This is a genomic window from Flavobacterium ginsengisoli (genome assembly GCF_029625315.1).
In the GTDB taxonomy this organism is placed as follows: Bacteria; Bacteroidota; Bacteroidia; order Flavobacteriales; family Flavobacteriaceae; genus Flavobacterium; species Flavobacterium ginsengisoli.
The window spans coordinates 155,233-170,064 of the sequence record NZ_CP121110.1 but is presented as its reverse complement, the minus strand read 5'-3'; the positions used below and the strand labels follow the sequence as shown (position 1 = coordinate 170,064).

Below are 14,832 nucleotides of genomic sequence, written 5' to 3'. Positions count from 1 at the left end.
TAATAAGGCATTTTTTAATAAGTTTTATAGATTGTAGCCTTCCAGGAAAACAAATAATAGGCCTTAAACTTTGACAACATGAATAACATTTTTTTCTACAAAAGACAGTAATTCCTCAATTTTCTTAGAATTGCTTTCTTTCTTGGAAATTGATATTATGTAACTATTTTGTTCTTTTACATATAGAAACAAGAAGTTTTTAGTTTGAATAACTTTTTCAATTTTTGACCATTTATGGGTTAATTCTCCCAATGGTGATTTGACACAGATATTAGAATGAGTAAAAGAGAGTTTATATTTATTGGAAGATTTATTTAACCCAATAATTTTTTTTGTCAATTTAAAAATCGCTTTAGAAATCACATCTATAAGAGAAAATTGAATCATTACAAAAAAAACAACCAAAAGTAGACTTCTTATTAACCAATCAAGATAGTCTATTTCTAGACTAAAATCAATTAGTATCATTAAAGACAAAACAATAAGGAGACCAAATACGATTCGATCTTTAAATAAATGCTTAAAATACATATCATTAAGCATTTTTATTTCCGAAACATTCAATTGAAATTCTAATGAAAAGTTTGCGGTATTCATGTTATTTGTTTTTGTTCAATATTGTTGAAACAAAGGTATCACGAAGTAAACTCTTAAAATGGACGGAAAAGCTTTAAAACTATTAAAATAGGACTTAATTCATAATTCTACATTTTTCAAAAAGAGTCAACTAAAAGTCAAAATAATCAATAAAAAATTCTGACATTTTTTTTACAAAAAACCTTATTCAGAACTTACCTCTAAAAGCTATAAAAACATCAAAATAAGACATAATACAACCAACTATTTATTTCGTTTTCAAATAGTTAAGATTAAATACTATTTTATACAATAATAGTATTTTTTTATTTACTTTTGGTGCTTTTTAAAATTAATTATATATTTTTTTCTTACAATGAATTTACCGTCTACTGAAGAAAATTTAAGAGAAAAAGTGAGAGAACTTACTTCTCTTTATGAAATTCTAAAAACAATTTCTAACGCAGACTCTATTAATATTCAGACCTTACATGATATTATTATTAGTACAAAAAATGCTTGGCGTTTTTCTAGCGATGCTGTAGTAGAAATTCATACGACTAATTACCATCTTTCAACATCTGAACAGATAGAAAAAAGTATTTTTCAATATAGCATTATATCTATAAACAAGATTGATTGCGGAAATATAAAAGTGCACTACCCATCATCTAAATATACTCTTGAGGATTTTAGCTCAGATGAACAAAAACTATTAGATACAATCGCACTAGAAATTGGAAATTACATTGAAAAACATCAAATATTAGAAAGAAAAGCTCTTTTGAGAAAAACTCTTGAGCGCATGGAACGTCTTACTCTTCTCGGAGAAATGACAGCAGGAATCGCACATGAATTAAATACTCCTCTAGGCAACATTTTAGGTTTTGCAGAACTTATTAAAGATCATAATTCAGATCCAAATATTGCTTCAGATATTTCGATTGTTATTAATTCCGTAATCTATTCTCGTGAGATAGTAAAAAAATTAATGTTTTTCTCGTGCGAAATGCCACAAAAACTAGAAGTACAGCAAATTAAACCAATTATCGTTTTTGCCTTGTCATTTTTAAAATCAAACTTTCAAAAAAAAAATATCAAATATGAGCTCATTTTTAAAGATGAAAATATAACTGCAAAGATAGATTCTGTTCAAATAACACAAGTTTTTTTTAATCTATTAATCAATGCTATTTATGCATCGCCTGAAAAAAGCACTATTAAGATTATTATAGAAAATGATGAAACCAATTTATATATTAAAATTAAAGACCAAGGAAGTGGTATTCCAGACACAATAAAAGATAAAATATTCGAACCTTTTTTTCTACCAAACCTACCAGTTATGGTAGCGGATTAGGCCTTAGCGTCGTACATGGCATAATCAAAAATCATAAAGGAGAAATTATTCTCCAAAACAATTTTCCAAATGGATCAATTTTTATAATTAAGATCCCCCTATCTTAAAAACAAAATGACTTTTAAAAAAGAAAACATATTGATTGTTGATGATAATGACGATATGCTCGATTTAGTTCAAAGACAATTAAAAGCTTTTAATTATCGTACATATAAAGCCTCATCTGTTAATGAAGCCATAGAAATTTTAAAATATGCCGATATCAGTGTTTTAATCAGCGACTTAAATATGCCAGACATTAATGGCATCGAATTGCTTAAATATGCAGAAGAGCATTATCCCGATATACCAAAACTAGTTATTTCAGGTATTCCAACCGTACATATAGTTGTCAATGCCATGAAATCTGGTGCATTAGATTATTTAACTAAACCATTTACATCTGATGAACTCCATAAAGCAATTTTAAGCTTACTTGAAAAACATAAATTTATTGCAAGACCTTCTAAACATTTATCAAATTCAAAAACCGAAAATTTTTACGGTGAGATAATTGGGAATTCAAATCAATTAAAAGATCTAATAGAAATCATTGAACGTGTCAAAGACACTAGAGCAAATGTACTTATTGAAGGCGAAAGCGGTACAGGAAAAGAATTAATTGCAAGAGCTATTCATTACACAAGCAAACTTGCCGATAAACCTTTCATTGCTATAAACTGCGGAGGGATACCTGAAAACTTAATTGAATCTGAATTATTTGGACATGTTAAAGGCTCATTTACTGGCGCAACTGAAACACGTATAGGTTTATTTCAGGCAGCAAATGGCGGAACAATTTTTTTGGACGAAATTGGTGACGCTCCCTTAATGGTACAAACTAAACTTTTACGTGTACTTCAAGAAAAAGAAATTTTAAGAGTTGGTGCTACAAAACCAGAAAAAATTGATGTTAGAATTCTCTCTGCTACAAACAGCAATCTAGAGGACATGGTTGCAAAACGTTTGTTTAGAGAAGACCTGTATTACAGAATTAATGTGATCAATATTAAAACTACACCTTTACGGGATCGCAAAGATGATTTGCTTTTATTGATAAATGCCTTTATAGCAAAATATACCTTAGAATATAAAAAGTCCAATATAGAAGTTAATGAAAAAGTTATTGACATTTTAATGCGGTATAACTGGCCTGGAAACATAAGGGAGCTTGACAATATGATTCAGAGAATAGTTATTATGAGCGATGACCAAATTACATTGAATCAGGTTCCTGAGCATTTAAAATATCACATTTCAACTTCAAACGATACTTTTAAATCTTTAAAAGAATACGAAAAAGAACAAATTCTTAAAGTATTGTCCTATGTCAATAATAATAAAACCAAAGCGACTCAAATACTTCAAATTGATCGCAAAACTTTGAATCAAAAAATATTATAAAAAGAGGAATTTCTCCACAACATAACATAATCTACCTAAACTTTTTTTGTCCTAAAAACAAACCTACATCACAATGTATTGATTTACAGCAATATAAAAAACAAGGCATATTCTTTGCCTGTAGAAGTCTAAATTATATTAAAATAAATCAAAATAAGACAAAAAACAGATTATGACTTACTCCTCTTTAACTGATACTCCAATAGAATCTACAGCCAACCAGACTACTTTAAAACCTTATACAATTGCCTTGTCCGATTTTTTTCTCGCAACACAAGTAACTGATTTTTTATCAAAAGTCACAACACAAACCACACCTTGCTAAAAATCAACAACTTACAATTAAAAAAAATATTTATTTAGTAAAAATAACTTAACTTTATAATATAAAATTCAATTACATATGAAAATAATTGAACATCATTACAGTGCTGACTTGAATTGGGTTAAGCACTATCTTGCACAAATTGGCGGAAAAATTGAAGGAAATTTTATTATTCTTCCACAAGACTCCCAAACTGGCACAAGATACGTTTTAGATTGTGGTGATGGTATAATTGCTTACTATATCAATGTTGAATATCATAGAAACTTCCAACTTATACAAAAAAATCTGAATCAAGATTTTGTCGGATTTTATTATAATCTCACAGAAGGCGAAGCATCTGTAAGTAATATTCATTTTATGTACAATATTGGTCGATGGCAATACAATCTAGCAGTAATCGACGGATCTCTTGATTCAAAATATAATGTTGTAAAAGGAAGTAAAACTTTTGCCTTATGCATTTTTATCAAAAAGAGTACAATCAGAGCTTTTGCAAAAAAAAATAATATAGTTATTCAAAACATAGATAGTGTTGTTAACTCAAAAGTAAATACGATCGTACGTTTTGATAGAATGAGCAACGAAAGTTTCCATCTTTTAAATGATCTACGAAAGCTGGAAGTTGGAGGTGCTGTTTTTGACTTAAATTTAAGAGGTACCGTTCATTTACTAATTTCTAATTATTTAAAAAAAATCGCTACAAAAAGATTAATTATCCAAACTGTAAATGAAAATGACTTAAATCATATCATTAACATGCAAATGTATCTAGTTAGTCATCTCGAAGATCATTTTCCAAGTATAACAGACATGGCAAAAATGTCAAACATGTCTGAATCAAAATTTAAAACATTATTCAAAAAAATAACTGGCAATACTCCCAATGCTTTTTTCATGGACAATAAACTATTATTAGCTAAGGAACTCCTAGAAAAAAAGCAACTTACTATTTCTCAAATTTCAGATCAGCTTCATTTCACCAATAATTCATATTTCGCTTCAAAATTTAGAGAACATTTCGGACTCTCACCAAAAGCATTTAATACCCAATTATAATAATTGCAGTAAATAAAATTAAATAAGCCGCTTATGAGAAAAATTACTCATTACTATAGTTTAACACCAGAATGGCAAGTGAATGTAGCAGAGCAGTTAAATACCGAATTAATAGATAACAAATTGATGATGATTCCTAAAGAAATTGGAAAAGGTTTTTTTTACTTTTCCCAAATTATGGATGGAATTTCTGTAGTTTATGCTGATCTGGTTGCCAATGAACCTTTAAAAATTACACGTCTAAAATCTGACAATCAATTGTATATTTTTCACTTTGATTTAAGTGAGCATATCAATCTTATTAAAATCAATAACATTGATTATGAAATTGGCTCCTTTAATCAGTTGGATTTAGCAATTCTTGATAACCAAATCGAAAGTTCATTTAAACCCGCTGTAAATGAAAGAACCATCGCGTTAAGAATTTTAATAGATAAAAAACTACTTCACGATTTTATTCAAAAAATCACATTAGAAGAAAATGCTTTTACAGAAACACAAAACAATAAAAAGGCATTTTATCATTACGGAAATATTGATAGTAATAGCATACTATTAATTCAGTCTTTAAAAACAAAATCTGTTAAAGATTTATCTTATGACTCTTTTATTAAAGGCATCTCTTTAAAAATTTTAGGGAACTTTTTCAATAAATTTTACAATACCAACCAACAAAATAAGCCGCTAACTGAAATTGAAAACGAAGCATTGGAGAAAACAAAAAACTACTTAATAAATAATCTTTACGGACCATTTCCTTCTCTTGTTTTTCTATCTGGAATGGCTGGAATGTCTTCTTCTAAATATAAAAATTATTTCAAAAGACGTTATAATAACACACCTAAAAATTTATTTATTGAAGAAAAAATGATTTTAGCGCAAAAGCTTTTAAAAAGTGGCCAATACTCAACTTTAACTTCTGTAATGTATGAACTCAACTATACCAAACTAAATTATTTTTCTACCAAGTATTTTAAACTTTTAAAAACTAGACCGATTGATGATTTCATAAAAAAAATTCATAAAAAAGATTCCAACAAGTCTATTATCAAAACTTTTTGTTTCAAATAATTCAAAAAAAAAGTCGCTGAAAATATTTTCATTGAACAGCGACTTAAAAAATAAACTATTATTTAATGCTAATTATAAACTCTGAGCGTCTATTAACTTCATGCTCACTCTCTGAACATACAACGCCATTTGAACAATGATTTAATAGGTGTGTTTCTCCAAAACCTTCGCCAGTAATTCTATTTCTGTCAATTCCAGCATTTACTATATACTCAACTGTGGATTTTGCTCGATTTTTAGATAATGCCATATTAAACTCATCACGTCCACGGCTATCTGTATAAGAATTGACCTTAATAATAACATTTGGTCTGTCTTTCATTATACTAACAACTTTATCCAATTCTTTTTTAGAGGATGTACGGATATTATAACCATTAAAATCAAAGTATATTGGCTTAAGATTTAATATCTCAGCTAAATTATCCCCTTCCTTAATTTTTCTTTTTTCTCCATCAACAATAACCTCCAATTCCTTTACAAGTTCAATAGAAATTTCCTTTTTCTCTAAAGGCTTTAATTGTGCTATATCAATTGTTTTATTCGATAATCCAACTTTATGATAAAAAGCTTTAAATGCTAAAAATGGAGCTAAAGGAACAAAATATTTACCATCATCATCTGTTTTAATAGAAGCAACGATCTCATTATCGGAATTAAGAATATCAACGTCTAAATCTTTTACAGGTGTGCCATTTTCTGTAATTGTACCGAAGATGGAAGCATGTATGTCAAAATCAAAATTTGCAGGTTTGGTTTCCTTAAAACCAAAAATATCATCGTTGCCATATCTATTTGATGAAAAGAAACCGTTACCGTCTTTCTTAATTACATAAGCAAAATCATCAAAAGTCGAATTTACACCATCTCCTACATTTATTACATGATACTTTCCTTTTTCATCTTTAATTGCGACAAATACATCTAATCCACCTAATCCAGGGTGGCCATCTGAAGCAAAATACAAAATTCCGTTATCATCCATAAAAGGAAAAGTTTCACGTCCAGGAGTATTAATTTCTTCTGGAAGTTTAGTTACGTCATTACCTATAATACCACCTTTTTTTAAACTAACAACATATAAATCTGAATTACCAAATTTATTATTACGATCTGAAGCAAAAAATAACTGGGTTTCATCTGGACTTAATGCTGGATGCCCCGACGAAAATCCATCGCTATTTATTGGATAAGGAAGTTCTTTTACTTTTTTCCATTCCCCATTTACATTTTCTGCAACATAAATTTTTAGAAAATTTGTTCCATTTTTATCACCACTTAATTTCCCGTCATAATAATTGTTTCTGGTAAAAAACATATACTTCCCATCTTTAGTAACAGCAGGACTACTTTGATGGTATCTTGTATTGACATCTCCTTTTAATGTTTCTGAATTTGTTAACCCTCCATCTACAGTAATATTAGCAGTGTAAAGTTTTAAAAAAGATTTTTCATTCCAACTATGCTTACGTTTAATTACAATACCTGTATCTTTTGCCGAAGCATAAATAACCATGTCTTTCCCATAAAATCCTGTTCCAAAATCAGAAAAAGAACTATTAATTTCAACATTTTTCAAAATATATCGACCTGATTCTCTCTTAATTTCTTCCAAAAGTTTCTTATCATCCCAGTTATCACTTTCTTTTATTTTCCCAATAACATTAAAATACTTTCTCATGATCTCATAAGATTCTTTGTATTTCTGAAGATTATTTAAAGATTGAGCAAATCTAAAATAGTACTCTGGATCGACGGTAATTCCTGAATTTAGAACCTTTGAATAAGCCATTGATGCCTCTGCATAACTAGCATTAAAATAATAGCAATCTCCAAGTTTAATAAAGACCTTTACAGATGTATTTCCTTTATCTACAATATCTTGATATAACTTACCTGCTTCCAAAAAAGCAAATTTGTTATAAAAGTCATCTGCTTTTTCAATTTTTTTATTTTGAGCCTGTGCACTAACTATGTGAACAAAGCTGATAAAAAATAAAAAATAAAGTGAATTTAATTTCCTAGTTATCATCTTATTATATTGTTTTTTAATTAAAAGAACCTTGGTGTTACTAATCTGTATTTTGTATTGGTAAACAAATCAAAACGAAGGAAAATTTCATGAGATCCTGAATTATAGTTTCTTAATCTTGTCGTTTCAAGATCATAAGCATATCCAATATTAATTTGTGGTGTTACCTGAAATCCCGCCATTCCGCTTAATGCTGCATCCCATCTGTAAGCTGCGCCAAGAGTAAACTTATCATTAAAAAGAAAATTAGCCGAAACATCAACTGCTAATGGCGCTCCTTCAACCATTTTTATCATTGCAACTGGTTTAAATTTCAAATCACTATTCAAATCAAATACATACCCTCCCATAGCATAAAAATGCATTCTTTTTGAGACCATTGAGGATTGGATATCATCAAAAAACTTCGTTTCCAGAATCATAGGTACAGATAAACCTGCATACCATTTTGGTGTGTGAAAATATACTCCCGCTCCCACATTTGGAGAAATTTTCGATAATTGCCCCGTAAGAAATGGATCATTTGGATCAAAAACTTTTAGTTTTGTATAATCAACATTAAGAAAATTGCCAGTTCCGCTAATTCCCAAAGACATATGTAAATCTGCTGAAAGTTGAATAGGATAAGAATAGCTTATGGTAACATTCGTTTCACTAGAAGGCCCTATTTTATCATTCATTATAGAAAAACCTAAACCTTGTCCGCTTTTTGTAATAGGTAGTTCAACAGAAAAGTTGGCTGTTTTTGGTCCTCCTTCAAATCCAATCCATTGCGCTCTGTATAGTCCAAATATACTAGGTACTGCACGCGTACCAGTATAAGCCGGATTTATTGTCATTGTATTGTACATGTATTGGGTGTATTGAGATTCTTGCTGAGCTGAAACTTTCAGAATCCCTATCAACAATATTATCATTGTACACAGATAATTTTTCATTACTTATAAATTAAATTTGTTTTTAAATTTTATTGACTATTTATATACAAATAGCCTGTTTTTTCTCTGGCTTTTTTCCCGTCATTATAATTCAATATGTAGAAATAAGTTCCTGCAGGAAGTTTTTCATTTCTACTAATTGTAGCACGTCCATCAGAATAACCTTCAAACATATTATCTGTTTCATTATAGCCTTTAGTCTCGTATACTTTAACTCCCCATCTATTATAAATTTCCACTTTATTGTCAGGGTATTTGCTAATTCCTTTAATGTAAAACTTGTCATTCAGACCATCTCCATTTGGAGAGATTGAATTATATACTACTAATTCATCTTTTTCTTTTTCTACTATTGCAGTAGTAAACAAGCCATATCCTTTTACCTTGGTCGTCAATAAATTTGAATATCCCTCACTTGAAACTGCGTCACTAAGAGCCCCATTTTCATTTACCCATTTCTTCAATTGTTCATCCCAGCGAACTATGACTACTTTAGTATCTCCTTTCTCAGAAAGAAATTCTTCTGGGGTAGTATCTTGGTCGAGAGTTAGAGTTAACACTATATTTTCTCCTGCTAGAGTTTGCTCCACTTCCCAATATTCTTTGTTATTAATTTTAAGAATAGATTCTTCTTTTTGTAGATGAGAATGAGTCGCATCATCTGAATTTTTAAAAAAATATTGAGTTGTATAGCTATTGTTTTCAGAAATTGACTCTTGAAAAGCAGGTCTTAAATAGTTTACTGCCCCAACAGGAAACAGAAAATCTTTTTTACCATTTTTTTGAACCCTGCCATCGACAAAACTTCCATCATGCACTTTTTGATGGGTCGCATTTTCATTGAAAATTATCAAACCATTTAAATCAACTGCATTTATAATCCCTTTGTCAAACTCTGCTATGTTATTTACAGAAATAGTAGCTCCTAAATAAAAAGGGGCACTTTCGCTGTTATTAGAAAATATAATATTTTCAAAATCCGAAATTCCATCCCCTTCTATAAACTGTCCGGAAGTCCCCATAAAAAAGGTTTTTCCATTACTAAAAGTTTTATTAAAACTTACATTACCATCGTTTTTCCAATCTTTAAAAACGTAGACATCTCCATCATTTATAAAACTTCCTGAAGATTTATTCATGTAATCCTCGTAAATCGAAAGTATTCCTCCGTCCTTAACCGAAAGTTCACCTGCATTTGTAAATTGAGCACGTCCCTTTTGAAAATTGAGGAGACTTAGTCCTATTAATAAATAATATTTCACTATTGAATTAATTGTTATTACCTTATTTATATATGAAGCAATGTTTATCATATCGATCTTTATTTAACATTAACACGGTTATCAACTCGAAACGCAAAAATACTTTCAGAATAAAATTCGAATAACCTCCTAAAGTCATAAGTGTATTAAAATAGGATTAAATATTACAATCATTTAATATCTCAAGAATCATCTCATAACTAATATTGGTTTAAATTTTTCTTTATCAACACATAAAAAAAACGAAACAGCTGTTTCAACTGTTTCGTTCCTTTTCTTACAAATCTTAAAAATTTATATTTACATCTTTTTTCTTTATTTAGGTGCAAAGACTATATTTATGTAAGAGTCAAAATTTGCTGGCTTAAGTATTTTATAAGACATAACTCCATTTGCATCTATCCCACTAATTTCAATTAGAGATGGATCGTAATAAGTAACATAATAATTTAGTTCCTGCGCATTTGCAATAACTGGAATAATTGATGGGGCACCAGCACTTACCATTTTAGGAGCTGTAAATTCATCTGCATATTCTCTATAAAGATCTTTTGTCTGTGGAATACCTATAAGCCCAATTTTTGTAGAAATATTTATAGATGGCATATAAAAAAATTTTCTGTTCAACAATGTTGTACAATTCCATTCTGGAACAGAAGGAGTTCCTATATTTACTGAAATACAATTTGTAGTAATATCATATACCATCAAACCTGTTGCTGGACTCAAAATAGCATTTTTTTGAGCTTGAGTAAGTCTTGGTATTAAAAGCCCCTTATTTGTGCTTTTTATTTCTAATGCAGAACTAGCATCAGGAGTAATTGTATTTATTCCAGTTTGAGCTGATGTTTTTGATAGCGTAATAAAAATCAATAGCAAAGAGACAATTGCTTTATAGCCATTTTTAAATAATGTTTTCATAAGTAATTAAATTATTCCGAATACTACTCCATTATGTTATTGTCCATTTTGGAGATCAACCCTAATCATTCTATTGGTCTTAATTTCACAATCTAAAGTAGATGCCGAAACTTTTCTTGACGTCAAAGCACTACCATTTGACTTTACAGGAGTAATTGTTACTCTATAAGTTCCCTGAACAGTATACGTATGATTCATGTCGTAGCTGGTTTTTCCTGTTGTTATAGGCTGATCAATGATAGTCCCATCACCAAAATCCCATTTTAAAGAAGTTGCAAGCTTTCCTTCTAAATCACTAACAGTAACGGTAAATTTACTATCATAACCTGAACACACGGTTCTCTTAACTTCTGAATTTCCCTGAAACCAGTTTGCTGCAAACGAGGGCAATCCTTGAAATGAAAAATTATTTGCTATAAAAAGATTACTCACACTGTATATCATTGGGTTATCAAAATCATTAGGATTGTCAATAATACGAAGTCCTCTTGTATTATAATTCGCCCAATATATCCTTTCGTCAGGTCCTATTTGTAAAGCACCAGGAGAGCCAATACCATCGTTAACCAAACTGTATGTTTTTTGAGTTACATCATTAATATTAGGTTTTGAAAATAATTCATCTGCCTTGTAGACCATAATTCCTGTACTACTTGATATATATACCAAACTTTGGTCACGAGAAAATTCAACCCCGTATGGAGAATTTTGTAAAGCTGTAACAACTTTAATATTTGAAAACGTTCCAGTACTGTTATTAAAATCACCATAAACAATTTTCTTATCAAGGAAAGTAGTCATCACAAAATGTTTACCATCTGGTGTTATTTTTAAGTAACCGCAAGCTCCGTTCCCAAGAGTATAATTTCCAATCAAACTGACGACTGGTGTAGCAACTAGACCTGTAGAAGTAAATTTCCAAGCATTCAAATAGGAATTTGTACCTCTTCCTAAAGCAATAATCCAGTAGCTTGAATTATCTGCATGGCGAATAGACGTAACTGTTTCTCCCGTACTACCTGATGCACCATTTAATCTAATATTTTTAGATGTCACAACATTATTATCTATTATATTATAGGAAACGTTATCTGCTAAATTTAAACCAACAGAAACAGCTACATATTTAGTAGTACTCGTAGGATAAGGAAAAATAATCCCTGATTGTGCTGAAGATTTATCTCCATTTAATCCTGTCCCATTGGTCATAAGGCTATTATCATTTTTCCAAATATTCATACCGTCTGAATAAAACTGCATAGTACCTGTACTATTAGATAAAGTAAAACATCCTTCTTGTGTACTTATCGAGCTTATTAATTCAACAGGTAATGATTTGAGAGTTGTACTTGAACCAACTGTTACTCCTCCTCCTAAACCTGTGGCATTTACATCTCGAAGCGAATTCCAGGTTAATCCGGTAGCTTGACCAAATACCCAATTATAAGTCTCTTTTTGTGCATATACCGACTGCATAATAAAAATGGAACATACAAATAATATTATTTTTTTCATGAAATCTCTCAATTTTACTTAACAACAAAAACAACATTCATAAATGATCCATAATCGGCCGCTTTTATGATATCATAAGTTAAAACTCCATTCGCATCTATACTGGTTAATCTGATAACACTTGTATCACATGCGGTGATATAATAATATAAATCTGTAGGGTTTAAAAAATAAGAGATCGAAGAAGGTGCACCTGTACTGGCTTTTTTAGGATTTGAAAACTGATCCTTATATGTCTGATATAAGTTCAATGTCTTTCCATTTCCAACAACAGACGCATCTACTGCTATAGAGGGCATATAAAAAAAGGACGTATTTACGTCTTTAGCCAAACATACCCAATTTGGAGAAGTTGTGGTACCAGCATTTTGAGAAACACAACGTTGTGTTAAATCATATACCATTAATCCTGTCGCTGGGTTTGAAATGGCTTCTTTTTGCACTTTAGTCATACGAGGCATTAATAAACCTGTATTATTACTAAGCGACTTTATTTCAAGTGCCGCACTGGCATCTGGAGTTTTGGTATTTATTCCTGTCTGTGCATGAGAGAAAGTATTCCAACACAAACTAAATAGGACAATAAATACAACAGCATTTATATTTAATTTATTTTTCATTTTAATTATTTTTATCAACCTAAGTTCAAACGATATTTTCTTTGGCTTTACAGTACTCAGAATCATGAAAAGGTTAAAAAACAATTCATTAATTAACTATTCAAATTTATTAACGTCTAGTTTTTTAGCTTTTTTACTATACCTTTTTTAGTTATACTCTATTTCTTGCTTTCGATACTACATTTTACTGTTTTATAGCCGATACTATTTCTTCCAGTTTTTTAAGCCTTTCATTCAAATCACTTATTTCCTGATTTTTATTAATTAATTCTTTTTCCTGTTCTATCACATGTAAATACAATTCTTCTGTTTTCTCTAACAATTGAATAGATAACTCTGAAACATTAAATGAATAGCCTTCATCAGTTCTTTCTAATTCGTTAATTGATGTAATTCCTGGTAAGTGTTTATTTTTTTTAATGAATTCATCCACATCCGCAAGAGATTTAAATTTGTAATCTTTTTTAATTTCTGAGAATCCTTTAAAATAGTCTTCAAAAACATAATCCGCATAATAGGAGTTTACTGTTGTAATTGCACCGTTTACTCTTAATTTTTCACTTGGAGCAGTTGATGGTCTGTTTACACCAATTCCTACCCATCCATTTATGTAAATATTATCCGTATTTGAAGTAGCTCCAGCATCTGTAGCAGTACTAAACCAAGGTTCAGGGCTGGCTGCAATAGTTGTCCATTTTATATTTCCAGCACTATCTGCTGCTGTAGCGACCATTCCTGCTGTTGGTGTAGAACCATCTGTGCCTTTTGTAATTGCTGCAGTCTGAGTAGTTGTTTTACCCGTTGCAGTAATATTATTTGCTGAAACTATATTTTTAGTACTCATATTCAAATCCTGAGTAGCTGTATGGTTTCCTAAATTATCTGCTGTAGATATTGCATTGATAACATAAGCACTACCTGCTGCTCCCGTTCCTGATATTGATACATTTGTTCCTGCTTTAATTTGTGTCTCCGCTCCCGTAACAACAGGAATTACAGGTTTATTTTTAATATAGGCAGGATCTGTTATTGTGGATATGTTCCAATCTGATTGCACCTGATTTGCAACAACTATTGAAGATGGGCTTTTCCAAACGATATTCCCGTTTGCATCCAAAGAGGCAGACAATTGAACCTGCCGCTGGTACAGAACCATCTGTGCCTTTTGTAATTGTCGCAGTCTGAGTAGTTGTTTTACCCGTTGCAGTAATATTATTTGTCGCTGTAATATTTTTAGAACTCATGTTCAAATCCTGAGTAGCTGTATGGTTTCCTAAATTATCTGCTGTAGATATTGCATTGATAACATAAGCACTACCTGCTGCTCCCGTTCCTGATATTGATACATTTGTTCCTGCTTCAATTTGTGTCTCCGCTCCCGTAACAACAGGAATTACAGGTTTATTTTTAATATAGGCAGGATCTGTTATTGTGGATATGTTCCAATCTGATTGCACCTGATTTGCAACAACTATTGAAGATGGGCTTTTCCAAACAATATTCCCGTTTGCATCCAAAGAGGCAGCAATTGAACCTGCTGCTGGTACAGAACCATCTGTTCCTGTAGCAATAGATGCAGTCTGGGTAGCTGTTTTTCCGCCAGCTGTAATATTATTTGCTGAAACTATATTTTTAGTACTCATATTCAAATCCTGAGTAGCTGTATGGTTTCCTAAATTATCTGCTGTAGATATTGCATTGATAACATAA

Annotated in this window: 12 protein-coding genes and 1 pseudogene; 5 read left to right on the top strand and 8 right to left on the bottom strand. The window is 30.5% G+C overall.

The features are described 5' to 3' along the window. Positions 1–63: 63 nt before the first annotated feature. Positions 64–597, bottom strand: coding sequence for a YcxB family protein (locus tag P5P87_RS00820; protein ID WP_278021180.1), 534 nt, complete (start codon positions 595–597; stop codon positions 64–66). A gap of 355 nt (positions 598–952) precedes the next feature. Here P5P87_RS00820 and P5P87_RS00815 point away from each other — a divergent pair. The 5 genes and pseudogenes from P5P87_RS00815 (at position 953) to P5P87_RS00795 (ending at position 5,834) form a co-directional block, all read left to right on the top strand. Further along, positions 953–2,043 (top strand): annotated as a pseudogene (locus P5P87_RS00815) (sensor histidine kinase). Between the two features lie 7 nt (positions 2,044–2,050). Further along, positions 2,051–3,379, top strand: coding sequence for a sigma-54-dependent transcriptional regulator (locus P5P87_RS00810; RefSeq protein WP_278021178.1), 1,329 nt, complete (start codon positions 2,051–2,053; stop codon positions 3,377–3,379). 172 nt (positions 3,380–3,551) lie between these two features. Next, positions 3,552–3,704 carry a hypothetical protein gene (locus P5P87_RS00805; RefSeq protein ID WP_198857473.1) on the top strand — a complete coding sequence of 51 codons (153 nt, stop codon included), beginning with the start codon at positions 3,552–3,554 and terminating at the stop codon, positions 3,702–3,704. A 78-nt stretch (positions 3,705–3,782) separates the two neighbouring features. After that, positions 3,783–4,763, top strand: coding sequence for a helix-turn-helix transcriptional regulator (locus P5P87_RS00800; protein WP_278021177.1), 981 nt, complete (start codon positions 3,783–3,785; stop codon positions 4,761–4,763). Between the two features lie 33 nt (positions 4,764–4,796). Next, positions 4,797–5,834 (top strand): helix-turn-helix domain-containing protein, encoded by a 1,038-nt coding sequence (locus P5P87_RS00795; protein ID WP_278021176.1) that lies wholly within the window; start codon positions 4,797–4,799, stop codon positions 5,832–5,834. Positions 5,835–5,892: 58 nt separating this feature from the next. Here the strand turns inward: P5P87_RS00795 and P5P87_RS00790 are convergent, their stop codons facing one another. The 7 genes from P5P87_RS00790 to P5P87_RS00760 all read right to left on the bottom strand — a co-directional run bounded on the left by P5P87_RS00790 (position 5,893) and on the right by P5P87_RS00760 (position 14,251). Further along, positions 5,893–7,866, bottom strand: a complete 1,974-nt coding sequence (locus P5P87_RS00790) for an OmpA family protein (protein ID WP_278021175.1) — start codon at positions 7,864–7,866, stop codon at positions 5,893–5,895. A 20-nt stretch (positions 7,867–7,886) separates the two neighbouring features. Further along, positions 7,887–8,804 (bottom strand): PorP/SprF family type IX secretion system membrane protein, encoded by a 918-nt coding sequence (locus P5P87_RS00785; protein WP_278021174.1) that lies wholly within the window; start codon positions 8,802–8,804, stop codon positions 7,887–7,889. Positions 8,805–8,833: 29 nt separating this feature from the next. Then, positions 8,834–10,117: a T9SS type B sorting domain-containing protein gene (locus P5P87_RS00780; RefSeq protein WP_278021173.1), complete on the bottom strand. Its 1,284-nt coding sequence runs from the start codon at positions 10,115–10,117 to the stop codon at positions 8,834–8,836. Positions 10,118–10,381: 264 nt separating this feature from the next. Then, the gene (locus tag P5P87_RS00775; RefSeq protein WP_198857479.1) at positions 10,382–10,987 is read right to left on the bottom strand and encodes a hypothetical protein; all 606 of its coding nucleotides are present in this window, start codon (positions 10,985–10,987) and stop codon (positions 10,382–10,384) included. A gap of 36 nt (positions 10,988–11,023) precedes the next feature. After that, a complete protein-coding gene (locus tag P5P87_RS00770) occupies positions 11,024–12,502 on the bottom strand; it encodes a PKD domain-containing protein (RefSeq protein ID WP_278021172.1) in 1,479 nt (492 codons plus the stop codon). Between the two features lie 14 nt (positions 12,503–12,516). Then, complete coding sequence (locus P5P87_RS00765) at positions 12,517–13,122, bottom strand: hypothetical protein (protein ID WP_278021171.1); 606 nt, start codon at positions 13,120–13,122, stop codon at positions 12,517–12,519. A gap of 184 nt (positions 13,123–13,306) precedes the next feature. After that, positions 13,307–14,251, bottom strand: coding sequence for a hypothetical protein (locus P5P87_RS00760; RefSeq protein WP_278021170.1), 945 nt, complete (start codon positions 14,249–14,251; stop codon positions 13,307–13,309). Between the last annotated feature and the right edge of the window lie 581 nt (positions 14,252–14,832).